This window comes from Mesorhizobium sp. B2-4-7, from assembly GCF_006442685.1.
In the GTDB taxonomy this organism is placed as follows: domain Bacteria; phylum Pseudomonadota; class Alphaproteobacteria; order Rhizobiales; family Rhizobiaceae; genus Mesorhizobium.
Window position 1 is genome coordinate 249,193 of record NZ_VFVH01000009.1, and the last position, 26,546, is coordinate 275,738.

The window sequence follows — 26,546 nt, forward strand, 5'->3', positions numbered from 1 at the left end:
CAGGCCTGACAGGCAGTCTATGTGATGGCTTCCTAAAATATACATTGAGAGCAAGAGGCGCTAACCTTTGCCCGTTAGTTGGAAACAGCGCAGGAATTGCCAACCGCCCCTTACTTGCCGCTTGAGCGGGCAACCAAGGCAGCACAAGCCGCGCTGGAGGCCTGCGCTGCCGAAGGCAGCAATGTCAGCGTCGCCATCGTGGCGCGGAGCGGCGCGACGCAAGTGCTGCTCAAGGCCGATAATTCCGGCGCACACACCGCATCCAGCGCCGAAGGCAAGGCCTTCACCGCGGCAGCCTTGGGTCGCGACACTGCGGGGCTCGCCGAATTCATAGCCTCCAAGCCGGCAAATGACGGCATGCGTGACATGGATCCTCGCATGGTGATCCAGGCTGGCGGCTTGCCGGTCAAGTTCGGCGATGCCTTGGTGGCCGGCATTGGCGTCGGCGGTGCTCCTTCGGGCGATATCGACGCCAAATGCGCTGCCGCCGGGCTCAAGGCGATCGGCGCCGCCGAGTAGACCTGCCTAGACCTGCCTAAGATGCCAACGCAGCCCGCCCAAGGCGGGCTGCTCCGTTGAACGGGGTTCAGTCTGTGAACCCTGTCTCCACACCGGAACCGGCGGACGTAAGATCGCATTCGACCGGCAACCGACGGCCGATCCTGAGACCCGAGCTGGAAGTTTAGTTCCATAATCTATCTTATGCGACTTTCGGCAAGGTAGGAATGTCGCTCCTGCTTGTGCGCAGCCAATCTCCCCACCTCAACTCTCCTGACACGGTTTTTGGTGCCCGTTCTGCTAAACTGGTGAATTGGAATGAACGCTTTGCAGATCACGGGCCACATGGCAGCCGCTTCGTCGCCGCCCGCGAGGGCATCGAAGCTGCAGCAATGGCTGTCGTCGGCTACCTGCGTAGCCGCTCTCTGTGTTCGTCAAGAATGCGCTCAATGGTCCGGACTCGGTCCTGCCGACGGTTGAGACCTCTGCGTGCTTTGCCGCGAGCGTGCCGCTCATAGATTTCCCGGCTCGCCTGGAGCTGCTCGATATACACCTTATCGGGCTTCCCATTCTCAAGGCGGTCGAACACCCAGCAGAACGGCGCCGGGAGCTGGCCTTCGCGATAGCGCGGGCTTGCCGAGGCCTGATCTTCGTCGAGGATTTCCTGCAGCACGACCTGATCCCAGACTTCCGGGTTTTCATCGCTGCGCTTCTTCCACAAGGCGAGGATCTCGCGAGCAGCCGGCGTATCGTTGATGAGGATGGTTCCAGCCATCAGCCGGCCACTTTCGCGATAGACCGCGATGTCGCAATCAAAACCGGCGAGCTCCGGCCAGGGATCATGATGGAAGACCGTGTCGACGTCCACATACAGCAGCGGTCCCTGAAGCCTCCTACGCATATTGACAAGGAATGTCGGCTTCAGGCTCGCGTTGCGCACCCAGGATCCAGCGTCGGCGAATGGCCGGGCTTGGACAGAAAGGCCAAGACGCCACGCTGACGCGGTCATGCGAGCGGCTTCTGTCTCATAGAAGGAGTTGATCGTAAAGAACGCCACGATTTCACCGGCCTTGTCCGGGTTGCCGGACGGCTGTGGGTTTATCGGGAAGGGAGCGAGCATTTCCCGGTGCCTGTGTTTGGTGGCCCGGAACAAATCAAGAATGTGGGTGAGCAACGCGAAGCCTTATTAGGATATGAATATTTAGACGCCAAGCATATAGCAATAAGTCCGAATAGCCTCGCAATGCGATAAAGTCATCGGTAGCGGCGCAGAAAACATTGGGCCACAACCATTTTGTTGACGAGGGGCGCCAGCTGGGCCGAGGCCGCGGTCTGGAACTCCTGTCCTTGCGCTCAACCAGATCATTTCGCCGGCCATGATGCAGCCGTAAGGATACACCTGGTCGATGACCTCGGCGAGTTCGTGCTTTGGATCTGGCGACGCGCTGCTGGTTTGCCCCCGGCTTCTCGAGGCAACCTCCCTACCCCAGAACTTTCAATGAGCTCCGCTCGCTCTGGTTGCAGCATTCGGCCTACCGTTGCCAAAAAGGCTTTGCCAGCTCCGCCTCGACCTGTTGTCTCGTCAATCCGATGTCGTCGATCAGATGGGGATTGTCCTTCGACATTCGCTCAAGCTCCCAGCGAAAGCGTATCCGCTCGCGCCAGGTCCGATCGTGCCAGGCCGCGACAATGCTTCGCAGGGTCGCCAAGTGCCGACGCGACGCTTCCGCCAGCACTACAGGCATTCTCGGCCGCACCGTCTGACACCGCGTCGATGCAAGGGTATCGTTCATGGCAACCTCCTATGGTTTGAGGGTGGGTCCTCGACTTGGGACCTCGACCTGAAAGAGGTTGAATTGTGCCGGATGCAAACAGCGCCGTAATTAAGCCCTCCCAAATAGTTCTCAAAATTTCCAAACGGGCTATAGATGCGCCTTATGCTGGGATCGCGCTTTGCCTTCGGTCCGTTCGTGCTTGATCCGGATGCGGGAACGCTGCTTCGGAACGATGATCCTGTTGCCGTCGGCTACCGCGGGCTGAAGCTGTTGGCGGCGCTCGTCGGGCGGCCTGGCGAAATCCTCGACAAGGCCAAGCTGATGGATGCGGCGTGGCCGGGTACGGCCGTCGAGGAAGGCAATCTCACCGTCCAGATCGCGCAGCTGCGCAAGCTGCTTGGTCCGTCCGCCGACGGCGGTGAATGGATCACCACTGTTCCGCGCGTCGGCTACCGCTTCACGGGGATCGTCGAACCCCTCGATGGCGCGAACCGAAAAGCTTTGCCGCTGCCCGACAAACCGTCGATAGCCGTGCTCCCCTTCGTCAATCTCAGCAACGACCCCGAACAGGAGCCCTTCGCCGACGGATTGACCGAAGACCTGATCACCGACCTGTCCAGGGCCTCGGGTCTGTTCGTCATCGCGCGCAATTCGACCTTCGCCTACAAGGGAAAGGCGGCGGACGTGCGCGAGATCGCCCGGGAGCTTGGCGTGCGCTACCTCCTGGAGGGCAGCGCAAGACGTGCCGCGGGGCGCGTGCGCATCAACGCCCAGCTGGTCGACGCGGCGAGCGGCGATCACCTGTGGGCGGAACGCTTCGATCGCGGCCTGGACGATATCTTTGCCGTTCAGGACGAGGTGACGGCCAAGATCGTGGAGGCGCTGCTTGGCCGGCTGCGCGCGCCGCCGCCGCGCAATCGGCCCAAGAATCTCGAGGCCTACGATCTGTGCGTGCGGGCGCGCAAGCTGATCGACGATTCGCCGCAGACGGCGCGGGAGGCGCATCTGATGCTGACGCGCGCGGTCGCGCTCGATCCCGACTATGCCGAAGCCTATCGCTGGCTTGCCATGAACCACTGGATGGGATGGGTGCATTGGGGCGAACCGGTGGAACCCAACCGCCACATTGCCCTGGAGCTGGCGCGCAAGGCGGTGGCGATCGATCCCAACGACGCCGGCTGCCGCTGGGTGCTCGGCAACCTGCTTGCCTATGAGCGCGACTTCGCCGAAGCGGATGCCGAGTTCGCCAGGGCGTTCGAGCTCGACCCCAACGAGGCCGATGCCTGGGCGACACTGTCTGACATCTCCGTGCTGGCCGGGCGGGTCGAGGAAGGACTCGAACAGATCCGCAAGGCGTTCCGGCTCAACCCGTTTCCGGCAAGCTGGTACCATCTGACGCTCGGCGCGGCGCAATATGCGGCGCGCGACTACAAAGCCGCCGTCAAGACACTGCGCCGGGACGAGACTTACCGCACCAGCTCACGCCGCTTCCTGGCGGCCAGCCTCGCGCAGCTCGGCCGGCTCGACGAGGCGCGCGCGGAAGTCGAACTGTTCCTCGTCGGCAATCCGCATTTCACCACCAGCCATTGGGTCTGGACGGAGCCCTTCCGCGATCCGGCGATGCTCGACCATTTCGTCGATGGCTTCCGCAAGGCCGGCCTTCCGGATTGAAGCGCCGCCGGTCCCTTGGTCATGGCGCCTTCCCGCCGTTCGTGCCGCCTACTCTTCGAACCGACCCGTGGCGTCACGATCGCGCTCATATCGTCTCGTGAGCGGAAACGGCGGCAACCAGGTTTCGCGACGGACGATCCAGCTTTCGTACGTTGGCGTCAGTTGGTCCGGGGCATCCAGGGATCCCAGGTTCACTTCGATTTCGTCGGCGGTGCGACCAAAAATGGTCGAGCCGCAACGGGGACAGAAGAACCGCCCGGCGTAGTCACGGGTTTCGCCATCGATCGTCACCGCATCCTGAGGGAAAATCGCGGAAGCATGAAAAAGCGCCCCGTGATGCTTGCGGCAGTCGAGACAGTGACAAAGGCCCACCCGGTATGGGCGTCCAGTCGCCACAATTCGGACGTTGCCGCACAGGCAACCGCCGGTGAATCGGTCCATGCTGCATTCCTCCAAATCAAGCGAGCTGGATGTTTACGAACAACTCCACCATCCATGAACGCGACGCCAGCCTTTCAGCTAATGCGTCTGCGGTTGAAGTTCGATCCGATAGCCGAGCACGCGCCTTCCGGCCGGCTCGATCAGCATCACTCCTGGCTTGTCGGCGAATTCGCCATCGAAATCCACCGGGCTGGCGAGGCCGTGCCAGGGTTCGATGCAGAGGAATGGCGCGCCGCCCGGCTTTGACCAGACGCCCAATTCCCGGAATCCGTTCCAATGCATCTCGATCGCCGGACCACGATCGGCACCGTAACGCACAGCGGTGCTGGAAGGCTGGTCCAGGATCAAGGCATCCTCGTCAAACAGCCGATCCGACAAAGCGAGAATGTTGCCCTCGATGGGCGTCGGCTGCCTTGCCGCCAGCAGTAACCCGTCCTTGAGACGGCGGATCGGCGCATGCTCGGGCTTTGCAAAGGTCAGGCGGTAGGCCTCCTTGGACAGGTCCGGCAGCAGCGGCCAGTTGAATGCCGGGTGCGCCCCGATCGACGCCGGTAGCGGCTCGTCGCCGGTGTTGGTGATCTCGAACGTGACGCCAAGCTGCCGGCCGTCGAGAGTGTAGGTCACCGCCAGACGGAAGGCGAAGGGGTAGTGCGTTCGGGTCTCCGCGTCGTCGGTGAGCACCAGCATGCAGGACCGAGAACCCCTCTCCGCCCAGGCAAACGACTTATCGCGGGCGAAGCCGTGCTGCGTCATCGGATAGGTCTGGCCGCGATGGCGCAGTTGGTCGCCCTTCAGCTGGCCGACGATCGGAAACAACACCGGGGAATGACGGCGCCAGGCCGGTCCGGCCTGCCACACAAGCTCCAGCCCATCCGCATCCCGCAGCGAGACCAGTTCGGCCCCCTGCCCGACTATAACGGCCGAGATGTCGTCGCCATGAAGTGTCTGGCTGTCCTGTGCCATATGTTCTCGCGGTTTGTCTTTGCTTGGCCGGCAGGCTAGCAAATGGCCAGGCGTGAACTCAAGGCGGCGGTTTGCATTGCGTTTCACACAGTCACGATGAACGTGCGATGGCACAAGTGGGCCAGGCGCCGTCTCAAATGAAGAGTGGCCGGAGATTTCCCTCCGGCCAAGGCAAGATGCAAGGTGTTGCCTGCTACGGTTCGGACTATTCCCGCTCGCCGGTGAAGTTCAGCAACAGCTGAAAGATGTTGACGAAGTTGAGGTAGAGCGAGAAGGCGCCGAAAACGGCCAGCTTCTGCCGCGACTCCGCGTCGAAGTTCTCCGCATACTGTTCCTTGATCGACTGCGTGTCCCAGGCGGTCAGGCCGATGAACACGGCGATGCCGATCACCGAGATGGCGAACTGCAAAGCGGTCGAGCCGAGAAAGATGTTGACGATGCTGGCAATCACCACGCCGATCAGGCCCATGATCAGAAAGGACGAGAACTGGGTCAGGTCACGCCGGGTCGTGTAGCCGTAGAGGCTGGTGGCGCCGAACATGGTGGCGGCGATGAAGAAGGTGCGCGCGATGCTGGTTCCGGTGAAAACCAGGAAGACGGAGGCCAACGACAGACCCATGACCGCACAGAAGGCCCAGAACATCGCCTGCGCGCTTGCCGCCGACATCGTCTGCATCTTGAACGAGAACAGCAGGACGAAGGCGAGCGGCGCCAGCATCACCACCCATTTCAGCGGGCTGGAAAAGATTGGCACGTAGAGCGCGGGCGTCGACGACACCATGAACGCGACGAGGCCGGTGACCACGAGGCCGAGGCCCATATAGTTGTAGACGCGCAGCATGTGCTGGCGCAGGCCCTCGTCGTAGAGGGCGCCGCTTTGGGCGCCGGCGCCGACGCGGTATCCCAGATTGGGCGTGTTCATTTGCATTCTCCTTTGTGAACGGATCAGTAAAGCGTTCTGGCAAGCGTCTCGGCGGCGCGGTCGAGGTCCCGCACCTCGCCCTGCGCGACCACCGCATAAGCGACCTCGCCGATCTGGAAATAGGCCGAGGAAATGTCGCCCGAGGGCGCGACGGTCGGCTTGACCACGTCGAAGGTTCCCGGCCGTATCGCGAACAGCGACACCAGGCCCATCTCCTTGGTCTCGACCGCCATCTCGACGCTGGGGCCGAAGCGCGATGGATAGACCTGCACGTCGCGGACCTTCCAGTCCTTGGGCAAGGACGGCATGACGATGGCCGTCGCCGCGCGGATTTCGCCGGCATTGTAGTTTGGCGCCTCGGCCTGCGAAGACATGCTTTCGCGCACAAGGGTCGTCCTGTGCGCGCGCACCGCCTCGTCGACATAGGCGGGCGGCTGCGGCGAGGCGACGACCCTGGTCACAGACATCGGCCCGACGATGCCGTTGGCCAGCCAGCCGGCAGCGACGAAAGCGGCCACCGCCGCGGCACGTTGCAAGACGCCGAAGATGCGGCCCCGGGCAAGTCCCCTCTCCAGGCGCCGCGCGGCATCGGTCGTCACCGGCCTCGCCATGCCTGATCCGGCCAGCGCCACGCGCAGTTCGTCCCGCATCCTGAGATCCGACATCACACGCGCGGCCTCTTCCGGCCGGGCGGAGAGGAAGGCCTCGACTTCGATACGGCGCGAGACGTCGAGCTGATCGTCGACATAGGCGTCGAGATCAGCGTCCGTCACGGGGTCGATAGTTCCTGTCATGACGGGCCTCCAACAATCCTGAGGTGATTTTTCGCCTTCGTCGGAGCCCCCTCCTCCATCTTCCGAAGCGCGGCGCGCGCCCTACCGATGCGCGACATCAGCGTTCCGAGTGGCACGCCGCTGGCATCGGCCGCCTGGCTGTAGGAAAGGCCCTCAATGGCGACGAGATGCAGGGCCGAGCGCTGTTCTTCGGGCAGGCTGAAAAAAGCATCGCGCACCTGGCCCAGGCGCACCGAATGCTCCTGCGGCGCCGGCGCGCTGCCATCCGCAAGGTATCCAGCCTGTTCGATGCGCGCTGCTTCAGAGCGTCGCGAGCGCATGCGGTCGACGAACGTGTTGTGGACGATGGACAGCAGCCAGGCGCGCAAATTTCCGCCCGAGCGGAAGGTGCCGCGCCGCTCATAGGCGCGCACAAGAGCGTCATGCACGAGATCCTCGGCATCGGCACCGTCGCGCGTCAGCGAGCGCGCGTAACGCCTGAGCGAACCGAGTTGTCCGACGATATCGAAGCGTGGCATCGACCGTTTCATGCCCTGTTTACGGAACATGTGGGGGTTTTAATCCCGGCCCTGCAGATTTTTTCGCGAAACGCCGCAGATATGCAGCCGCGGAGGTAGCTCGCAGCGATGCCAGGCCATGCGATTCAGGCTGGCGCGAGTTAAAACCGCTGGTGCAAGGGGTTCGATTTGCGTATCACTCCGCCGCGCCAACGGAACCATGCAGATGTTTGAAAACCTTCAGCCGGCTGCCGCCGACAAGATCCTTGCCCTGATCGGCCTCTATCGTGCCGACCCTCGACCCGACAAGGTCGACCTCGGTGTCGGCGTCTACAAGGATCGCGACGGCAAGACGCCGGTCATGCGGGCCGTCCGCGAGGCGGAGAAGCGGCTGCTGCAGGGTCAGGACACCAAGACTTATCTCGGCCTCGCCGGCGACACCGGGTTCAATACCGTGATGGCCAGGCTCGCCTTCGGTGCGGACGCAGACATGACGCGGATCCGTGCCGCGCAGGCGCCGGGCGGCTCCGGCGCGTTGCGGCTGGTGGCCGAGCTTTTGAAGCGAACCCGCGCCGATGCGACGGTCTGGTTGTCCGATCCCACCTGGCCGAACCACATGCCAGTGATGCGCGCCGCCGGGCTGCAAATCCGTGAATATCCCTATTTCGACGCGACATCGGGCGCCGTTCGCTTCGACGACATGCTGGCAGCACTGCGCACCGCGAAGGGCGGCGACGTGGTGCTGCTGCATGGCTGCTGCCACAACCCGACCGGCGCCAATCTGGACATCGCGCAGTGGGCCGCTGTCACCGATCTCGTCGTCGAGCGCGGCCTGCTGCCGTTTGTCGACATTGCCTATCAGGGCTTTGGCGATGGCCTCGAGGCCGATGCCGCCGGACTGCGGCTGCTGGCCGAAAAAGTTCCGGAAATGGTCGTCGCGTCCAGCTGCTCGAAGAACTTCGCCGTCTACCGCGACCGTGTCGGCGCGGGGATGATCCTGGCCAGGGACAGCGCGCAGGCCGACGTGGCGCTGGGCCAGATGCTGTCGGCGGCTCGTGCCATGTATTCGATGCCGCCGGACCACGGCGCAGCGGCAGTGCGCATCGTGCTCGAGGACGCGGTCTTGCGCGCGGACTGGCAAGCCGAGCTCGAGGAGATGCGCCTGCGCATGCTCCGGCTTCGGGTGCAATTCGCCGAGGCGCTGCGCCGGCAGTCCAATTCCGACCGCTTCGATTTCGTCGCCAGCCATCGCGGCATGTTTTCCCGGCTTGGGCTCACGGAAGCGCAGGTCGAACGGCTGCGCGCGGAATATGGCGTCTACATGGTCGGCGACAGCCGCATCAATGTCGCCGGCCTGCCGGAAGACGGCATGGACAAGCTCGCCAAGGCGATCGTTTCCGTGCTCGACTGACCGGACTTGTTCGGCGCAACTGTGGACAAGCCCGCTTCGCTCGCCGACAGCATTGGCCGCGCGGCGGACCGCGCGATAGCATCCGCCGCATGAAGCCATCGAAAGACATTTCGCGCCTGATCGAAATCATGGCGGCGCTGCGTGCGCCAAAGACCGGCTGTCCCTGGGATATCGAACAGGATTTCTCGACCATCGCGCCTTACACGATCGAGGAGGCCTATGAGGTGGCCGACGCCATCGCGCGCGGCGATCTCGACGATCTGCGCGACGAACTCGGCGATCTCCTTTTGCAGGTCGTGTACCACGCGCGGATGGCTGAGGAAGCCGGCGAGTTCGCTTTCGGCGACGTGGTCCAGGCCATCACCACGAAGATGATCCGCCGCCATCCACACGTCTTCGGCGACGAACAGGCCCGCAGTGCCGGCATGGCCAAGGGCATGTGGGAGAAGATCAAGGCACAAGAGAAGGCCGAGAAGCGTAGCGCCCGTCTCGCGCGCGGACTCGACCCGGAAGACAACGGCAAGGGGTTTCTGGACAGCGTGCCGGTCGCCCTGCCCGCACTGACGCGGGCATTGAAGCTTCAGGAGAAGGCCGCCCGCGTCGGTTTCGACTGGAGCGAGGCAGCCCCCATCCTCGACAAGATCGAGGAAGAGATCCGCGAATTGCGCGAGGCGCTGGCCAAAGGCCAAACCGCGGAGATCAAGGATGAATTCGGCGATATGCTGTTTGCCGTCGTGAATCTCGGCCGTCACCTGAAGCTCGATTCGGAAGCAGCGCTAAGCGGCACCAACGAGAAATTCCGTTCGCGCTTCCACTATGTCGAGCAGGCCCTGGAGAAATCCGGCAGTTCGCTGGAAAAGGCTGATCTGGACGAAATGGAAGCGCTCTGGCAGGAAGCGAAGAGCGCGAAATAACTGGCGTTAGCCGTTATTCTTGCGACGCAATCTGCTTTCGATCTCTTCGCGGGCACTTTGCGTGGCCTTGAGGGAGATGGTGGCGCTGCCGTCGTCATTGTCGGTTCGCGAAACGACATCGCCATTGCGGTAAAGCCAGTCGACAAGGCCGAACTGCGCCGGCCCGATCGTCACCGTCAGATCTTCAAGCTCGCCGGACATGCGTGTCTCGATGATCGCGTTCAGCGCGTCGATGCCTTCGCCCGTGACAGCCGATATGGCGACGGGAGGCGCCTTGGCATCCGTACTCTCGGCAAGCAGCCGTGCGCGATTGCCTTCATCGAGCAGGTCGACCTTGTTCCAGACCTCGATGACCCGCTTGGTATCGCCGGCGTCGACGCCGAGATCGGCCAGGATGCGCTCGACGTCCTCGGCCTGGGCGGATGTGTCAGGATCGGAGATGTCGCGCAAATGGATGATGAGATCCGCCTCGACCACCTCTTCAAGCGTGGCGCGGAACGCCGCGATGAGATGCGTCGGCAGGTCCGAGATGAAGCCGACCGTATCCGAGAGGATGATCGGCGTGCCGTGCGGCAGCCGCACGCGGCGCAGCGTCGGATCGAGCGTGGCGAACAGCATGTCCTGCGCCAGCACCCCTGCCCCGGTCAGCTTGTTGAACAGCGTCGATTTTCCGGCATTGGTGTAGCCGACGATGGCCACCACCGGAAACGGCACCTTCTTGCGCTTGGCACGATGCAGGTCGCGGGTGCGGCGCACCGTCTCCAACTCGTGCTTCAGCTTGACGATCTTGTCCTGCAGGACGCGCCGGTCCGATTCGATCTGGGTTTCGCCGGGGCCGCCGAGGAAGCCGGCGCCGCCGCGCTGGCGCTCGAGGTGGGTCCAGCTGCGCACCAGCCGGCCCTTCTGGTAGTTGAGATGGGCAAGCTCGACCTGCAGCGTGCCTTCCTTGGTGCGGGCGCGCTCGCCGAAGATCTCGAGGATCAGCCCGGTGCGGTCCAGCACCTTGGCGTTGAATTCCTTCTCGAGGTTGCGCTGCTGCACCGGCGTCAGCGGATGATCGACGATGACCACCTCCGCGTGCCCTTCCTTAACGATCTCCGCCAACTCCTCGACCTTGCCGCTGCCGAGCAAGGTCGCCGGACGTGGATCGTTGACGGTAACCACGGCCGTGTGGATCAGATCAAGATCGATGGCGCGGGCAAGGCCGACCGCCTCATCATGACGGGCCTCTGCCGAGCGCGTCAGCCGCGGACGGCTGGTGTCGTCCTCGCCGCGCGGCTGGCGGGTAAGCACCGGCACGATGACAACTGCCCGGGTCGGACCCTCGGCCTCCGTCCCCGGCTGATGTGCTGATTTTCCGCGAACGCTGCGGTCCGGGTCCTTCTCACGTGCCAATCAGGCGCCCTGGCTTTCCTCGCCATCGAACATCTGAACCGGCTGGCTCGGCATGATCGTGGAAATGGCGTGCTTGTAGACGAGCTGGGAGTGGCCGTCGCGGCGCAGCAGGACGCAGAAATTGTCGAATGAAGTGACGACGCCGGTCAGCTTCACGCCGTTGATGAGAAAGATGGTGAGCGGGTTCTTGCTCTTGCGAACAGAGTTCAGGAACAGGTCCTGAAGGTTTTGCGATCGTTCCGCCATTGTTCTTGTCTTTCGCCGATCCCCTTCGGTTTGCAGGCCAATGCGCCAAATTAACCAGCACATGTCAAGCGCGCAAACACCGTCTTGTCGTCAGTAACGACAAGCAGAACGAGATATATTGATGTTCATTCCACCTGTGCGGTTATCAGGCTGGACTTTTTTCCGCAATGTCAAAAAAGGCTTGCCGCAACGAAAGTGTTATCGAGCCGGGGTGGCCGTTGGCGATCGGGTCGCCGTCTATGGCCACGACCGGCATGGCGATCGTGGTCGCGGAACTGATGAAAGCCTCCCTCGCCGCCTTGGCCTCGGCGACGGAAAAACCGCGTTCCTCGATCTTGAGTCCGAGCTTGGCCGCCACTTCAAACATGGTGGTGCGGGTTATGCCGCGCAGAATACCGTGCTCGGCGGGCCTGGTGACCAGAACGCCGTCCCTGGTGACGATCCAGGCATTCGACGACCCGCCTTCCTTGACGTTGCCGTCCGTATCCACGAACCAGGCTTCCTGCGCGCCAGCTTCCTTGGCCTTCTGCTTGGCTAACACATTGGCTAGCAGGCCGGTGCTCTTGATGTCGACGCGATCCCAGCGATTCTCGGGCACGGTGATGACGGCGATACCGGTCTCGGCCCGCTTGGCTCCAGCAGCGGGATCCAGCTTCCTGGCGGTGATCACCAGCGACGGCCTGGTATCAGCCGAGGGGAAGGCGAAGTCGCGGCTGGCGACGCCGCGTGTGACCTGGACGTAAACCAGGCCGTTGACGACATGGTTGCGATTGACCACTTCGCGCATGATGAGCGGCAGGACGCCTGGGGTGACCGGCCAGCCGATCGACAGCTCGCTCAGCGAACGGTTCAGCCGGGCGAGGTGACGCGGCATGTCCACGATGAAGCCGCGCGCCACTTCGCAGACCTCGTAAACGCCGTCGGCGAACTGGTAGCCACGGTCTTCGATATGCACAGCGGCATCGGCATGAGCGGTGTAGCGCCCGTTCACATAGGCAGTACGCGGCATTTGTCACCTCGGGGGATCTGCTTCGGCTTGTTTAGGCGATTCCGCCTCAACAGTGATGGATAATCGCGTGGGCCACTGAAGCAACTCCAGAAAGCGTGTAACGATTTTCCGGCCGGAACTGCTTGAGCAAGGTATCGAACCGGGCCGGCAATGCATCAAACGTCGAACCGCTCAAGATATCAGGTCAGACGCCGAGCGACTTCAGCTTGCGGTGCAGCGCGGAACGCTCCATGCCGATGAACTCGGCCGTTTTCGAGATGTTGCCGCCGAACCGGTTGATCTGGGCGATCAGATAGTCCTTCTCGAATTGTTCGCGCGCCTCGCGCAGCGGCAGCGCCATGATGTGCTGGTCCGACTGGTTCGGCGTGCGGGGCATGACATCGCCGATTTCGGACGGCAACAGGTCGGCGGTGATCGGCGCATCGACATTGTCGCCGCGCGCCAGAATCATCAGCCGTTCGACATTGTTGCGCAATTGGCGAACATTGCCTGGCCAATTGTGCGCCTGCAGCACCGCCATGGCGTCATCGCCGATGCGGCGCGGCTTGATTCCGGCCTGACGGGCGATCTGCTTCATGAAATTGTCAACGAGATAAGGAATGTCCTCGCGCCGCTCGGCAAGTCCCGGCACCGTCACCGGTACCACCGCAAGGCGATGGTAAAGATCCTCGCGGAAACGGCCATCGGCGATCATCGCTTCCAGATTCTGCGACGTCGAGGAGATGATGCGGACATCGACCTTGACCCGTTTGGTGCCGCCGACGCGCTCGAACTGCTGTTCGACCAGCACACGCAGGATCTTGTTCTGCGTCTCGCGCGGCATGTCGGCCACCTCATCGATGTAGAGGATGCCGCGATGGGCTTCCTCCAGGGCGCCGACCTTTCGCTCGACGCCGTTCGATTCGGTGCCGAACAGTTCGATCTCCATGCGTTCGGGCGTGATGTTGGCGGCGCTCAGCGTCACGAAAGGCGCGCTCTTGCGCGCCGACAGCGTGTGGATGGCGCGCGCGGCCAGCTCCTTGCCAGATCCGGAGGGGCCAATGATCATGACGCGGCTGTTGGTCGGCGCGACGCGCTCGATGGTCTGGCGCAACTGGCTCATCGCCGACGACATGCCGATCAGGTCGAAGGTCTCGCCGCTGCGCAGCTTGAGATCGGAAACCTCGCGCCTCAGCTTGGAGGTTTCCAGCGCACGCTCGGCAATCAGAATCAGCCTGTCCGCCTTGAAGGGCTTCTCGATGAAGTCATAAGCGCCGCGTCTGATGGCGGAGACCGCGGTTTCGATGTTGCCATGGCCCGAAATCATCACCACCGGCAGGTTGGGGTGCATGGTCTTGATCTCGTCCAGCAAAGCCAGGCCGTCCAGGCGCGAACCCTGCAACCAGATGTCGAGGAAAATCAGCCGCGGCGCTCGGTCGGCGATGGCTGCCAGCGCGGTGTCGGCATCGGATGCCGTGCGGGTTTCGTGACCTTCGTCGCTCAGTATGCCTGCGACGAGCTCACGGATGTCTTCCTCGTCATCGACGATCAGAATATCAGACGCCATTACCGACCTTTTCAGTTTCTCTTTCGTGTTCCATCCTGCTTTCGCCGCGCGCTGGCGCCACGGCCGCAGGTGGCAGGATGATGCTGATCATCGCGCCGCGCCCGCCATGGAAATCCGCAGGCGCATCGTGGAGCTCCAGCCTGCCGCCATGGTCCTCCACGATCTTCTTGACGATGGCGAGACCGAGGCCCGTGCCCTTCTCACGCGTGGTCATGTAGGGCTCCAACAGCCGCTGACGATTCTCCCGCGGCAGGCCTTTGCCATTGTCGATGACGTCGATGCGAATCGCGCCATTCTGACGTCCGGCTTGAATCCGGATTATGCCGTGCGAACCGTCCTTCTGTTCCAGCCCGTCGATCGCTTCGGCAGCGTTCTTGATCACGTTGCCGAAAGCCTGCGCCAACAAGCGGCTGTCGAAAGTACCCTTGAGCGGTTCGTTGCCGAATATGCGCTCGAACGTGATGTCGGAACGGCTCACCTCGACCAGGAAGGAGGCCTCGCGCAGGGATTCACGCAGGTCTATGGACTTCATCTCGGGCTTCGGCATGCGCGCGAAAGCGGAGAATTCGTCGACCATGCGACCAATATCCTCGACCTGCCGGATGATGGTGTCGGTGCACTGGTCGAACACCTCGCGGTCCTCGGTGATGACCTTGCCGTAGCGGCGCTTGATGCGCTCGGCTGAAAGCTGGATCGGCGTCAGCGGGTTCTTGATCTCATGGGCGATGCGGCGCGCCACATCGGCCCAGGCAGAGGAGCGCTGCGCCTGGACCAGATCGGTGATGTCGTCGACCGTCACGACGTAGGATTTCTCCTCCGTGCCGTTATCGCCGGCCTCGATGGTGATCTGCACGTTGAAAGTCCGCTCCGTGCCGGCGCGGAAAAACGTCACCTGCTCGCGATAGACGGGCTTGCCCGATTGGCGGCCGATCTCGAAGACGCGGCCGACATGCGGGAGAATGGCGGAAAGGTTCTGCCCGAGCGCCGCACTGGCCGAAATGGCCAGCATGGACTCGGCCGAGCGGTTGACGATGGTGATAATGCCATAAGGGTCGACGCCGATAACGCCCGCGGTGACACCGGCCAGCACCGCTTCCGAAAAGCGCCGTCGCTCGTCGATCAGATCCTTGGCGGACAGGATCTCGTTGCGCTGCGATTTCAATTCCAGCAGCATCTTGTTGAAGGTATTGCCGAGCGAGGCAACGTCGCCGTCGGACGGCCGCACCGGCACGGCGACGTCGAGATTGCCGGTCGCGACCTCGTCGGCAGCGCCGATGAGCTGACGAATCGGCCGCACCAGCCGGTCGGCCACGGCAATGCCGGTCCAGATTGCCGACAGGATGATGATCAGCGTCAGCGACAGATAAGGCAGCGCGAACGCCACCTGCGAAGTGCGCCTGTTGTCTTCGAGATTGCGATATTCGTCGGTGTTCGATCTGACGATCTGGCGCGCCTTTATCACCTCGGGATCGACCAGCCGGATCGTGTAGAGGTAGAGCCCCTCGATCTCACGCAGCTTGACGATGGCGCCCATGATGTTGCGCGTGCGCGGCTCGATCAGAACCGGCTTGCCGTCGGTGGCGCTGGCGACCGCTCCCTCCGGCGGTTCCGGCATGGCGAAGTCGGCATCGGTCTTGGCGCTCATCACGAAGGAGCCGTCGGGCTTGATCAGCGCGGCATGCGCCAGCGAGCGGCCCACCGCTTCCTTGCTCATCAGATCGAGGAAGCCAGTCCGGTCGAGGCCGTAAAGCGTGCGCGACGCGTCGAGGTCATAGGCCATCGACAGCGTCGTGCCCTGCAGGTTGCGCGCGTTTTCCTGCACATAGGCATCGGCGATGGACAGCGACGAATTGACGATCGTCTTGGTGCGAATCTCGAACCAGCGGTCGAGGCCGATATCGAGCGTGATCGATGCGATGATGGCCACCATGATGGCGGGGATGGCGGCGACGAGCGCGAACATAGCCACGATGCGCACATGCAGCCGCGAGGCTGCCTTGCCATGCCGGCGCGCCATGACGATGCGATGCACCTCCCGGCCGATCAGTGCGATCAGCAACAGGACGAAGATGGCGTTGAGCGCGATCAACGCCCAGGTTGTCCTGGCGTCGGGCGCAATCGGCGTCGCGCCGACCAGGATCGCGAACGAAATGGCCGCCATGACCAGCGCACCGACGACCGCCACCACGCCGGGCAGCGCCAGCAGCCGGCGCCCGTCACGCGTGCCGGGGTCGTTGAAAAGCGGTTCGTTCGGTGTCGGAGCCTGCGAAGCCATGTCGCCGTCTAGAGCCAGTGATTGCGTCGGATCTATGCAACGCATTGTGGCGATTATGCAACAAGTGTGGCCTGGACGGAAATCTTTCGCGCACAGTCCCCCGGAAAAGCGCTTCGGCTCTATCCCGGCTCAGGCTTGGCGCGACGATTTGTAGACGTTGACGCCGAGTTCGCGAATCTTCTTGCGCAGCGTGTTGCGGTTGAGCCCCAGCAGTTCCGCGGCTTTGATCTGGTTGCCGCGCGTCGCGGTCATCGAGGCCAGCACCAGCGGATATTCGACCTCCGAGAGAATGCGCTGGTACAGCCCGGCAGGCGGCAATTCGCCGGCAAACGAGGTGAAATAGCGCTGCAGGAAATGCTCGACCGCCTGGCCGATGGACAGGTCGTCGGGAATGAGGTTGCCGCCGCCCGGCACCACGGGACGCTCGCCGGTCTTGAGTTCCGCCTCGATGATCTCGGCGGAAATCTCGTCCTGCGAATAGAGCGCGGCGAGCCTGCGGACCAGGTTTTCCAGTTCGCGCACATTGCCCGGCCAGGGATAGCGCTTCATCAATTCGATGCCGCCCGACGAGATACGCTTGGTCTGGAGACCCTCCATCTCGCCGAGCTTGAAGAAGTGCCGGACGAGGTCCGGCACGTCCTCGGAGCGCTCGCGCAGCGCCGGCAGCCTGAGGGGCACCACATTGAGGCGATAGAAAAGATCCTCGCGGAAGAGCCCCTGGTTGATCAGCGTGCGCAAATCCTTGTTGGTGGCGGCGACGATGCGCACGTCGGTCTTGATCGGCGTGCGGCCGCCGACGGTCGTGTATTCGCCTTGCTGGAGGACGCGCAGCAGGCGCGTCTGCGCTTCCATCGGCATGTCGCCGATCTCGTCAAGGAACAGCGTGCCACCTTCGGCCTGTTCGAAGCGGCCGGTTGAGCGGTTCTGCGCACCGGTGAAGGCGCCCTTCTCATGGCCGAACAGTTCCGATTCGATCAGGTCGCGCGGGATGGCCGCCATGTTGATGGCAACGAAAGGGCCGCCACGGCGGCGGCCATATTCGTGCAGCGCACGCGCCACCAGCTCCTTGCCGGTGCCCGATTCGCCCGAAATCATCACCGTCAGGTCGGTCTGCATCATGCGCGCCAGCATGCGATAGATGTCCTGCATGGCGGCCGAGCGGCCGACCAGCGGCATGGTCTCGGGCTGCTCTTCCGGCCGCGCGTCGATCTTGGGGCGCCGAGGCTCCGACAGCGCCCGGTTGACGATGTTGAGGAGCTCGGTGAGGTCGAACGGCTTCGGCAGATATTCGTAGGCGCCGGTCTCGGAGGCACGGATCGCCGTCATGAACGTATTCTGGGCGCTCATGACGATGACGGGCAGCTCCGGCCGTGCTTTCTTGATGCGCGGCAGCATGTCGAATGCGTTCTCGTCCGGCATCACCACGTCGGTGATGACGAGATCTCCCTCGCCCGCCGCCACCCAGCGCCACAGCGTCGAGGCATTGGAGGTCACGCGCACCTCATGGCCAACACGCGAAAGGGCCTGGTTGAGGACCGTACGGATCGCCGCATCGTCGTCGGCGACGAGAATATTGCCGCGAACGGTCATTTGCGGTCTCCTTCAGCGTCTTCATCGGCACCGAGCGCCGTTTCCTTCCAGGCCGGCATCAGGATGCGGAACATTGTCGCGCGCGGCGTCGATTCGCATTCGATGATGCCGCCATGCTCACCGACGATCTTGGCCACCAGCGCGAGGCCCAGTCCCGAGCCGTTCGGCTTGGTGGTGATGAAGGGATCGAACAGGATCGGCAGGATATCCTCCGAGACGCCGGAACCGTTGTCGCGCACGCAGAACTCGAGCGGCAGCGACACGCGATCCTGAGTGCCTGGAACCGAAACGCGAATGCCCGGCCGGAAGGCCGTCGACAGGACGATTTCACCTTGGGGGTCGCCGCCGATCGCCTCGGCGGCGTTCTTGACCAGGTTTAGGAACACCTGGATGAGTTGGTCGCGGTTGGCGAAGACCGGAGGCAATGAAGGATCATAGTCCTCCAATATCTTGATTTTTTTCGCAAAACCGTTCTTGGCGATCGCCTTCACATGGTCGAGCACGACATGGATGTTGACGGGATAGCGGTCGATCGGCCGCTCGTCGGAAAACACCTCCATGCGATCGACCAGCGACACGATGCGATCGGTCTCGTCGGTGATCAGCCGCGTCAGCGCGCGATCTTCGTCTGAAGCGGACAGTTCAAGCAGCTGGGCAGCGCCCCTGATGCCGGAGAGCGGGTTCTTGATCTCGTGAGCCAGCATCGCCGCCAGACCGGTCACCGAGCGCGCCGCGCCGCGATGCGTCATCTGCCGGTCGATCTTGTCGGCCATCGACCGTTCCTGGAACATCACCACGACGGAGCCTGGAAACTCCGGCACCGGGGCAACATAGAGATCGACCACCTTCTCGATGCCGAGACGCGGAGACGACACGTCGACCCGGTACTCGTTGACGGGGGCCCGGCGCTCGCGCACCTGGTCGACCAGCGTCAGCAACGGGCTGCCGAAGGGAATGAGCTTTGACAGCGTGTTGCGGGCGAGCATCGTCGCGCTCGAGCGGAAGAAGTCCTCCGCATCGGCGTTGGCGAAGGTGATGAACCCCTCCGAACTGATCATGATGACCGGACGGCGGATGGTGTTGAGCACGATCTGGGCAGCATCCGCCATTTCCGGGCCCTGGCTGACGGAGGCGTTCATGCGGCGCTCCGCATGGGTGTTTGCTCGGCGGCGGAAAACACCTCGCGAAGCAAGGTAATCGTCCGCGCGGGGTCGAAAGACGTGAGAATGGCCTTGCGCCTTTCGCCGGCAAGGGCGCCGGCATGGCGGTCCAGATACCAGCCGAGGTGCTTGCGCGCCTGGCGCAGGCCGCTCTCGACGCCGTAGAGCGCAAGCATGTCCTCGTAATGGGCAATGATGTAGTCGGTCAGTTCCGCAGCGCTTTCCGGTAGCCGGGCAAGCTCGCCTGCCGCCGCGGCCGCGATGGTTCCGGCGGTCCAGGGCGCGCCGTAGTGGGCGCGGCCCACCATCACCGCATCGGCGCCGGATTGCTCCAGAACAGCGGCTGCTTGCGCAGGCGAAGACACATCGCCATTGGCGACGACCGGGATCGACACGGCAGCCTTGACGCAGGCTATTGCGCGCCAATCAGCCTTGCCCTGATAGAACTGGCAGCGCGTGCGGCCGTGCACTGTCACCATCTTGACGCCCGCCTGCTCGGCACGGCGCGCCAGGTCAGGCGCGTTGAGCGCCGTTTCGTCCCAGCCGAGCCGCATCTTCAGCGTCACCGGCACACCGACCGCGCCGACCACGGCGTCGACCAGCGACAGTGCATGATCGAGATCTTGCATCAGTGCCGAGCCGGCATAGCCGCCGGTCACCTTCTTGGCGGGGCAACCCATATTGATGTCGATGACGTCGGCGCCCTCGCCGACGGCGATGCGTGCGCCTTCCGCCATGTGTGCCGCCTCGCGGCCGGCAAGCTGCACCATATGGACGGGCAGGCCCGAATGACGTATGCGCAGGTCGCATCCGGCCCTGCCTTTGGCGAGCTCGCCGCTTGCCACCATTTCGGATACGACCAGGCCGGCGCCATGCGCATGGGCGCGTCGCCGGAACGGCTCGTCGGTAATTCCCGACATCGGCGCGAGGAACACGCGATTGCGGATACTCACGCCGCCGACGTCGAGAGGTGCGGCCAATTTGGTCAGGTCAAGCATGCACAAAAACCAAGCATGTTCATTTGCTGCACATTCTCTAGCCATATCGGCCGCAATGTGCAACGCGGAATGACGCCACATTACGGCGCAATTGGGAAATGCCGAGCTCGGCTGCAGTCCCGAGCAAAGCGCCGCGCCTTGCACGAACACGCAATGGACCTTTTAGGGCTTCCTGTTCGGCCTACAATCTCTCCGAAAACCGATTACACTTTTGGGGATCGTGCGCTAAGCCAATCGGCATGACTGACGCGAGCGAAAATCAGGCTTTGGAGGCGAACGGCAAGGTCGCGGTGGTTATTGTTGCGGCCGGCCGCGGCGCGCGTGCCGGACAGGCCGATGGCCCGAAGCAATATCAGCAGATCGGCGGTCGCGCCGTAATCGCCCACGTCATCGATATTTTCCTGGCGCATCCGCGTATCGGCCCGCTCGTCGTGGCAATACACGCCGAGGATCACGAACTTTTTCGACATGCCGTCGGCGCACACTCCAATCGCGTCACGGCAATTGCGGGTGGCCCCACCAGGCAAGACTCGGTTCGACTCGGACTGCAGGCGTTGAGAAGCCACGCACCGGACAAGGTTCTCATCCACGACGCGGCGCGCCCCTTCGTCGACGCGGACCTGATCGACCGCACGATCGCAGCCATCGGCGAGCGCGAGGGTGCGCTCCCGGCGCTGCCCGTCGCCGATACGCTGAAACGCGAATCCGCCGCCGGGATGGTCGCCGAAACGGTTTCCCGGAGCGGGCTTCACGCGGCGCAAACGCCGCAGGGTTTCCCATTCCTGGCGATTATGGCCATGCATGAGGAAGCCTATAACAGCGGCAAAACCGACTTTACCGACGACGCCGCGATCGCCGAGTGGATGCAGATGCCGGTCAAACTCGTTCCCGGCTCACCGGACAACGTCAAACTCACCTGGGCACGGGACATCGCCATGGCGGACCAACGACTTTCCAGCGAGCGCATGCGCTTTCCCGATATTAGAACCGGCAATGGCTACGACGTCCACGCGTTCGAGCCCGGCGACCACGTCACGCTATGCGGCATCGCCATTCCGCATGACAAGAAACTGTCCGGCCATTCCGATGCCGATGTCGGGCTCCATGCCCTTACCGATGCGCTGCTGGCGACCTGCGGCGCCGGCGATATCGGCACGCATTTCCCACCCTCCGACCCGCAGTGGAAGGGTACTGCCTCCCGGATTTTCGTAGAACATGCGGCAAAGCTGGTGCGCGCGCGCGGCGGCCGCATAGCCAATGCCGACATCACGCTGATCTGCGAGGCGCCACGCGTCGGCCCACATCGCGAGGCGATGACGGCTGCCCTGTCGCAGATGCTGGCCATCTCTGCCGACCGCATCTCCATCAAGGCGACAACCAACGAGAAGCTCGGTTTCGTCGGCCGCGAGGAAGGCATTGCGGCGATCGCCACGGCGAGCGTGGTGTTTCCCGGCGAGGTGCCGGAATGAGCAACAGCGAACTGGCAAATGCATTGCTGCAAGCCTGCCAGAAGCGCGGCATCATGCTTGCGACGGCGGAAAGCTGCACCGGCGGCATGATCATCGCCGCGCTGACCGACATCGCCGGCTCTTCCGCCGTGGTCGATCGCGGCTTCATCACCTATTCCAATGAAGCCAAGATGGACATGCTCGGGGTTTCCGCCGCCACGCTGGAGGCTCATGGCGCGGTTTCACGCGTGACAGCGATCGAAATGGCAACCGGCGCGCTGGCGCGCTCCCGTGCCGGGCTCAGCCTCGCCGTTACCGGCATTGCCGGACCGGGCGGCGGCTCGCCGGAAAAACCGGTCGGCCTGGTCTGGTTCGGGATTGGCCTAAGCGGCCGGCCGGTGACGGCCGAGCGCGTGCTGTTCGCCGATGAAGGCCGTGATTTCATTCGCCAGGAGACCGTCAGCCATGCACTCAAGCTGGGATTGCACGCGCTTGGGCATGCTCACGCCGGTCTTGCACCGTAGATGACATCAGCACGCTTTTCGAAGGCTTCGGAGAACATGCGGAAGGCACGGTCGAACATCGTGCCCATCAGGGCGCCGAGGATGCGGCTTTTGAACTCGTAGTCGATGAAGAAGCAGACGGCACAGCCGCCGTCGGCAGGGTCGAATCGCCAGACATTGGTCAGATATTTGAACGGACCGTCGATGTATTTGACGTCGATCGCACGCTCGTCGGGCTTCAGCAGCACCTGCGTCGTGAAGGTCTCGCGGATCGCCTTGTAGCCGATGCTCATATCGGCGACGAGGATAGTGCGCCCGTCACGCTCCTTGCGCGAGCGCACCGTCAGTGCCTCGCAAAGCGGCAGGAATTGCGGATAAGCTTCGATGTCGGCGACCAGGGCGAACATCTGTTCCGGCGTGTGGGAAACGCGGCGGGTGGCTTCGAATTTCGGCATGAACCCGGCTCTAAAGCGCGTCGCGTCGACACAGACTCATGCGACGCACCTTAGAGTCTTTGTTTTCGTGCATGCCGTTCTCCCAAAACCCGAAGTCACTTTGGGCGACATGCATCAGAGCGATTTCTCGAGCTGCGCTTGGCGCGCGGCGCGCAGCCTGGCGAAATCGTCGCCGGCGTGGTGCGAGGAGCGGGTCAGCGGGCTCGACGCCACCAGCAGGAAGCCCTTGGTCCGGCCGATCGTCTCGAAGGACTTGAACTCCTCCGGGGTGACGAAGCGGATCACCGGGTGGTGCTTTTTCGATGGCTGCAGATACTGGCCTATGGTCATGAAGTCGACATTGGCCGAACGCAGATCGTCCATAAGCTGCAGGATTTCGTTCCGCTCCTCGCCCAGTCCAACCATGATGCCGGACTTGGTAAAGATCGAAGGGTCGAGCTCCTTGACCCGCTGCAAAAGCCTGATCGAATGGAAATAGCGGGCGCCTGGCCGGACCGTCAGGTAGTTCGATGGCACCGTTTCGAGATTGTGGTTGAAGACATCGGGCTTTGCCGCAACCACGACCTCCAGTGCGCCGTCCTTGCGCAGGAAGTCGGGCGTCAGGATCTCGATCGTGGTTGAAGGCGTCGCCGCCCGGATCGCACGGATGACCTCGGCGAAATGCTGCGCGCCGCCATCGGCGAGATCGTCGCGATCGACAGAGGTGATGACGACGTGGCTGAGGCCCATCTGCTTGACCGCGTGGGCGACCCGTGCCGGCTCCTCCGGGTCGAGCGCGGTCGGGATGCCGGTGGCGACGTTGCAGAAGGCGCAGGCACGTGTGCAGATCTCGCCCATGATCATGAAGGTGGCGTGCTTCTTGTCCCAGCACTCGCCGATGTTCGGGCAGCCGGCCTCCTCGCAGACCGTCACCAGCTTGTGCGATTTCACGATCTCGCGGGTTTCGGCATAGCCTTTCGACACAGGCGCCTTGACGCGGATCCAGTCAGGCTTGCGCAGCACGTCCTGGTCGGGCTTGTGCGCCTTCTCCGGATGCCGCAGCCGCGGCGCATTGGCGATCGTGTCGAGGACGGTGACCATCGGAACCCTGGTTTTCTTTGCGATCGCCGCCGGCGATCGTCACTTACACGTCATCTAGGACTTTTCAGCACAAAGAAAAAGGCTGCGGCGGTACATGCCGCCACAACCGTTTTCGCATGGCGGAAACGATACCGACTAACGGCGCACCAGACGCCCGGCCCAGATCAGCAGGCAGGCGCCGATGAAACCGGTGATCAGGTAGGCGGTCCAGCCGACGCCAAACACGCCGATGTTCAAGGCACGCAAGATCGCGTTCAGCACCACTGCGCCGGCAATGCCCAAGATGATGTTCATCAAGACGCCGGTGTTGCTCTTCATGACCATTTCGGCAAACCAGCCCGCCAGGCCGCCGATGATGATGGCTGCGATCCAGCCCACGCCATTCACGTCCATATGCCTTCTCCTTGCTTGAGAAAAAACGCATCCGGAACCGAACTAACTTGCCGTCGAGCTCCTGCGGCTTTCGCATCTGAGTCTCGTGCGGCCAATCTATCATGCGTTCAACGCACGGCCATAGGCGTCGAGTACGCTTTCCTTCATCATCTCCGACAGCGTCGGGTGCGGGAAGATCGTGTGCATCAGTTCTTCCTCGGTCGTCTCGAGGTTCATCGCAACGACAAAACCCTGGATCAGTTCGGTCACTTCGGCGCCCACCATGTGGGCGCCAAGCAGTTGGCCGGTGTTCTTGTCGAAGATGGTCTTGATGAAGCCCTGGTCCTCGCCGAGCGCGATGGCCTTGCCATTGGCGGCGAACTGGAAGCGGCCGACCCTGACGTCCTTGCCCTCGGCCTTGGCTTTCGCTTCCGTCAGGCCGACCGAAGCGACCTGCGGATTGCAATAGGTGCAGCCAGGGATCTTCAGCTTGTCGGTGGCGTGCACGCCGGGGAAATTGGCGATCTTCTCGACGCAGACGACGCCTTCATGCTCGGCCTTGTGGGCGAGCATCGGCGGGCCGGCGACATCGCCGATGGCGTAGATGCCGGACACATTGGTCTTACCGTAGCCGTCGACGACGACGCAGCCGCGCTCCGTCTTCACGCCAAGCGTCTCCAGGCCGAGGCCCTCGATATTGCCTTGCACGCCGACGGCCGAGATCATGCGATCGGCCGTGATCTTCTCCACCTTGCCGTCCTTCATCTCGACATGCGCGGTGATCGAGTTGGCGCCTTTCTCGACCTTGGTTACCTTGGCTTCGAGAATGATTTTCATGCCCTGCTTCTCGAACTGCTTCTGGGCGAATTTCGACACCTCGGCGTCCTCGACCGGCATCACGGCCGGCAGCAGTTCGACGACGGTCACGTCGGCGCCCATGGTGCGGTAGAACGAGGCGAATTCGATGCCGATGGCGCCCGAACCCATCACCAGCAGCGACTTCGGCATTTCCTTGGGCACCATAGCCTCGAAATAGGTCCAGATCAGCTTGCCGTCCGGCTCGATGCCCGGCAGCGCCCGCGGCCGGGCGCCGGTCGCCAGTATGATGTGCTTGGCGGTGTAGGTGCCCCCGCCCTTGACGCCTTTCGGCACAGGCGGCTGCGGCTCCATCGGCTTCTTGGCCGTCTTGGAGACGACGATCTCGCCCGGTTTTGTCAGCTTGGCCTCGCCCCAGATGACGTCGACCTTGTTCTTCTTCATCAGGAAGGCGACGCCGCCATTGAGCCGCAGCGAAACCTTGCGCGAGCGGTCGACGACGGCCGACGTGTCGACGCTGACCTTGCCGTTGAGCTTCAGTCCATAGTCCTTCAGATGATCCGAATAATGCATGATCTCGGCCGAACGCAGCAACGCCTTGGTCGGAATGCAGCCCCAGTTCAGGCAAATGCCGCCGAGATGCTCGCGCTCGACGATCGCCGTCTTGAAACCGAGCTGCGCGGAACGCACTGCCGTGACATAGCCGCCGGGACCGGAGCCGATGATGATGACGTCGTAGTTCTCAGCCACGGTTTTCTCCTTCAATCACAATTCCAGCATGACGCGCATGAGCGGCGTCAACGCCTCGCCGATGTTTCGCGTATTTTCGGCATCGAGATGGACGCCGTCGAGCGGCGTGGTCTTGGCCACCGTGCCGGCATCGAAGAAGCCGCAGCCAGCCTCATCGGCAAGCGTGGAATATTGCGGCGCAAGCTCTTTGGAGGCATCGTCGCCGCCGGCAAACATCGCCTTGAACTCGGCATCTTCGGTGCGACTGACGAGAGGCGGCGAGACGATGAGGATCTGCGGCGGCGGCCAGTCGAACGGATAGTCGTGGCCGCGCACGATGTCGATCAGGCGCTGGATGCCTTGTTTGGCCGCAACGGGATTGCCGTGGATCCAGGGCTTCATGTCGTTGGCGCCGAGCATGATGACGATGACGTCGATCGGCGCATGCGTGGTCAGCACCGTCGGCAGCGTTCTTGCGCCATTGCGGTCGGCGCCTGCCAGGTGATCGTCGAACGCCGTTGTGCGGCCATTTAGCCCCTCGGCAATGACATGCACGCCGTCACCGAGCCCAGCCTGCAGCACGCTTGGCCAGCGATCCTCGAGCGCATGACGGCCACCCTCGGCATTGTAGCCCCAGGTCAGCGAGTCGCCGTAGCAAAGAACCGTCTTCATCTTGCTCAACCCGCCCTTGCGAGGGAGTATTCTTCCTCGGCATTGGTGACGACGGCGAATTCCTGCGCCTCCAAGCCGCCGGCGAAGAGGCCGGTGAAGAATTTCCGCACCGCCTTGTTCTTCCTACACCAGCATGCCCATCGGGTTCTCGATCAGCTTCTTGAAGGCTACCAGCAGTTCGGCGCCAAGCGCTCCGTCGACGGCGCGATGGTCGGTCGACAGCGTCACCGACATCACCGTGGCGATTCTGATCTCGCCGTTCTTGACCACCGCCCGCTCCTCGCCGGCACCCACCGCCAGGATCGTCGCATGCGGCGGGTTGATGACGGCGGCGAAATCCTTGATGCCGAACATGCCAAGGTTCGA

27 protein-coding genes are annotated in these 26,546 nt (G+C 63.0%); 6 read left to right on the forward strand and 21 right to left on the reverse strand.

Annotated features, from left to right (window positions below; translation table 11 throughout):
• Positions 1–78 precede the first annotated feature (78 nt).
• Positions 79–519: a heme-binding protein gene (locus FJ946_RS23050; protein ID WP_140564565.1), complete on the forward strand. Its 441-nt coding sequence runs from the start codon at positions 79–81 to the stop codon at positions 517–519.
• Between the two features lie 385 nt (positions 520–904).
• On the opposite strand, the gene FJ946_RS23055 is transcribed toward FJ946_RS23050, so the two are convergent.
• Positions 905–1,672, reverse strand: a complete 768-nt coding sequence (locus FJ946_RS23055) for a putative nucleotide-diphospho-sugar transferase (protein WP_210239466.1) — start codon at positions 1,670–1,672, stop codon at positions 905–907.
• Between the two features lie 358 nt (positions 1,673–2,030).
• Positions 2,031–2,291 (reverse strand): DUF1127 domain-containing protein, encoded by a 261-nt coding sequence (locus FJ946_RS23060; RefSeq protein WP_181165346.1) that lies wholly within the window; start codon positions 2,289–2,291, stop codon positions 2,031–2,033.
• Between the two features lie 135 nt (positions 2,292–2,426).
• Between FJ946_RS23060 and FJ946_RS23065 the strand changes: the two genes are divergently transcribed.
• On the forward strand, positions 2,427–3,944 hold the full coding sequence (locus FJ946_RS23065; protein WP_181167572.1) for a winged helix-turn-helix domain-containing tetratricopeptide repeat protein: 1,518 nt from the start codon (positions 2,427–2,429) through the stop codon (positions 3,942–3,944).
• A 48-nt stretch (positions 3,945–3,992) separates the two neighbouring features.
• Here FJ946_RS23065 and FJ946_RS23070 read toward each other — a convergent pair whose 3' ends face one another.
• The 5 genes from FJ946_RS23070 to FJ946_RS23090 form a co-directional block, all read right to left on the reverse strand.
• Positions 3,993–4,385: a GFA family protein gene (locus FJ946_RS23070; protein ID WP_140498579.1), complete on the reverse strand. Its 393-nt coding sequence runs from the start codon at positions 4,383–4,385 to the stop codon at positions 3,993–3,995.
• A 78-nt stretch (positions 4,386–4,463) separates the two neighbouring features.
• A complete protein-coding gene (locus tag FJ946_RS23075) occupies positions 4,464–5,348 on the reverse strand; it encodes an aldose 1-epimerase family protein (RefSeq protein WP_140564566.1) in 885 nt (294 codons plus the stop codon).
• Between the two features lie 205 nt (positions 5,349–5,553).
• The gene (locus tag FJ946_RS23080; protein WP_140498577.1) at positions 5,554–6,270 is read right to left on the reverse strand and encodes a Bax inhibitor-1/YccA family protein; all 717 of its coding nucleotides are present in this window, start codon (positions 6,268–6,270) and stop codon (positions 5,554–5,556) included.
• A gap of 23 nt (positions 6,271–6,293) precedes the next feature.
• Positions 6,294–7,064 (reverse strand): anti-sigma factor, encoded by a 771-nt coding sequence (locus FJ946_RS23085; RefSeq protein ID WP_140498576.1) that lies wholly within the window; start codon positions 7,062–7,064, stop codon positions 6,294–6,296.
• On the reverse strand, positions 7,061–7,582 hold the full coding sequence (locus tag FJ946_RS23090; RefSeq protein WP_246671044.1) for a sigma-70 family RNA polymerase sigma factor: 522 nt from the start codon (positions 7,580–7,582) through the stop codon (positions 7,061–7,063). The genes FJ946_RS23085 and FJ946_RS23090 overlap by 4 nt, the downstream gene beginning before the upstream one ends.
• Positions 7,583–7,787: 205 nt before the next feature.
• Between FJ946_RS23090 and FJ946_RS23095 the strand changes: the two genes are divergently transcribed.
• Together FJ946_RS23095 and mazG are read left to right on the forward strand one after the other, a co-directional pair.
• Positions 7,788–8,972 (forward strand): amino acid aminotransferase, encoded by a 1,185-nt coding sequence (locus FJ946_RS23095; protein ID WP_140564568.1) that lies wholly within the window; start codon positions 7,788–7,790, stop codon positions 8,970–8,972.
• An 89-nt stretch (positions 8,973–9,061) separates the two neighbouring features.
• A complete protein-coding gene (gene mazG / locus FJ946_RS23100) occupies positions 9,062–9,886 on the forward strand; it encodes a nucleoside triphosphate pyrophosphohydrolase (RefSeq protein ID WP_140564569.1) in 825 nt (274 codons plus the stop codon).
• A gap of 6 nt (positions 9,887–9,892) precedes the next feature.
• Here mazG and hflX read toward each other — a convergent pair whose 3' ends face one another.
• From hflX to dusB, 8 genes are all read right to left on the reverse strand, one after another.
• On the reverse strand, positions 9,893–11,281 hold the full coding sequence (hflX, locus tag FJ946_RS23105; RefSeq protein WP_140564571.1) for a GTPase HflX: 1,389 nt from the start codon (positions 11,279–11,281) through the stop codon (positions 9,893–9,895).
• Entirely contained in the window at positions 11,282–11,527 is a 246-nt protein-coding gene (hfq, locus tag FJ946_RS23110) for an RNA chaperone Hfq (RefSeq protein ID WP_006202172.1), read from the reverse strand. It abuts the gene before it with no gap.
• Between the two features lie 145 nt (positions 11,528–11,672).
• Positions 11,673–12,536, reverse strand: coding sequence for a D-amino-acid transaminase (locus FJ946_RS23115; protein ID WP_140564573.1), 864 nt, complete (start codon positions 12,534–12,536; stop codon positions 11,673–11,675).
• A gap of 184 nt (positions 12,537–12,720) precedes the next feature.
• Positions 12,721–14,082 (reverse strand): sigma-54 dependent transcriptional regulator, encoded by a 1,362-nt coding sequence (locus FJ946_RS23120; RefSeq protein WP_140498569.1) that lies wholly within the window; start codon positions 14,080–14,082, stop codon positions 12,721–12,723.
• Complete coding sequence (locus FJ946_RS23125) at positions 14,072–16,357, reverse strand: PAS domain-containing sensor histidine kinase (RefSeq protein WP_181167571.1); 2,286 nt, start codon at positions 16,355–16,357, stop codon at positions 14,072–14,074. The genes FJ946_RS23120 and FJ946_RS23125 overlap by 11 nt, the downstream gene beginning before the upstream one ends.
• Positions 16,358–16,486: 129 nt before the next feature.
• Positions 16,487–17,947 carry a nitrogen regulation protein NR(I) gene (gene ntrC, locus FJ946_RS23130; RefSeq protein ID WP_140515418.1) on the reverse strand — a complete coding sequence of 487 codons (1,461 nt, stop codon included), beginning with the start codon at positions 17,945–17,947 and terminating at the stop codon, positions 16,487–16,489.
• Entirely contained in the window at positions 17,944–19,086 is a 1,143-nt protein-coding gene (locus FJ946_RS23135) for a nitrogen regulation protein NR(II) (RefSeq protein WP_140564575.1), read from the reverse strand. The genes ntrC and FJ946_RS23135 overlap by 4 nt, the downstream gene beginning before the upstream one ends.
• Positions 19,083–20,105 carry a tRNA dihydrouridine synthase DusB gene (gene dusB / locus FJ946_RS23140; protein WP_140564576.1) on the reverse strand — a complete coding sequence of 341 codons (1,023 nt, stop codon included), beginning with the start codon at positions 20,103–20,105 and terminating at the stop codon, positions 19,083–19,085. Before dusB ends, FJ946_RS23135 begins: the two co-directional genes overlap by 4 nt.
• Before the next feature lie 239 nt (positions 20,106–20,344).
• On the opposite strand from dusB, the gene FJ946_RS23145 reads away from it, so the two are divergent.
• Entirely contained in the window at positions 20,345–21,574 is a 1,230-nt protein-coding gene (locus tag FJ946_RS23145) for a bifunctional 2-C-methyl-D-erythritol 4-phosphate cytidylyltransferase/2-C-methyl-D-erythritol 2,4-cyclodiphosphate synthase (protein ID WP_140557250.1), read from the forward strand.
• Positions 21,571–22,077 carry a CinA family protein gene (locus FJ946_RS23150; RefSeq protein WP_140557251.1) on the forward strand — a complete coding sequence of 169 codons (507 nt, stop codon included), beginning with the start codon at positions 21,571–21,573 and terminating at the stop codon, positions 22,075–22,077. The genes FJ946_RS23145 and FJ946_RS23150 overlap by 4 nt, the downstream gene beginning before the upstream one ends.
• On the opposite strand, the gene FJ946_RS23155 is transcribed toward FJ946_RS23150, so the two are convergent.
• The 6 genes from FJ946_RS23155 to FJ946_RS23180 all read right to left on the reverse strand — a co-directional run.
• Complete coding sequence (locus FJ946_RS23155; RefSeq protein ID WP_140515423.1) at positions 22,056–22,511, reverse strand: type II toxin-antitoxin system RatA family toxin; 456 nt, start codon at positions 22,509–22,511, stop codon at positions 22,056–22,058. The genes FJ946_RS23150 and FJ946_RS23155 overlap by 22 nt on opposite strands.
• A 114-nt stretch (positions 22,512–22,625) precedes the next feature.
• The gene (lipA, locus tag FJ946_RS23160) at positions 22,626–23,591 is read right to left on the reverse strand and encodes a lipoyl synthase (protein ID WP_140564578.1); all 966 of its coding nucleotides are present in this window, start codon (positions 23,589–23,591) and stop codon (positions 22,626–22,628) included.
• 135 nt (positions 23,592–23,726) lie between these two features.
• Entirely contained in the window at positions 23,727–23,984 is a 258-nt protein-coding gene (locus tag FJ946_RS23165) for a GlsB/YeaQ/YmgE family stress response membrane protein (protein ID WP_140498561.1), read from the reverse strand.
• Positions 23,985–24,083: 99 nt separating this feature from the next.
• Complete coding sequence (lpdA, locus tag FJ946_RS23170; protein ID WP_140564579.1) at positions 24,084–25,529, reverse strand: dihydrolipoyl dehydrogenase; 1,446 nt, start codon at positions 25,527–25,529, stop codon at positions 24,084–24,086.
• A gap of 15 nt (positions 25,530–25,544) precedes the next feature.
• Positions 25,545–26,180 carry an SGNH/GDSL hydrolase family protein gene (locus tag FJ946_RS23175; RefSeq protein ID WP_140557256.1) on the reverse strand — a complete coding sequence of 212 codons (636 nt, stop codon included), beginning with the start codon at positions 26,178–26,180 and terminating at the stop codon, positions 25,545–25,547.
• 123 nt (positions 26,181–26,303) lie between these two features.
• A partial coding sequence (locus FJ946_RS23180; protein ID WP_181165349.1) for a 2-oxo acid dehydrogenase subunit E2 occupies positions 26,304–26,546 on the reverse strand: 243 nt, incomplete at its 5' end.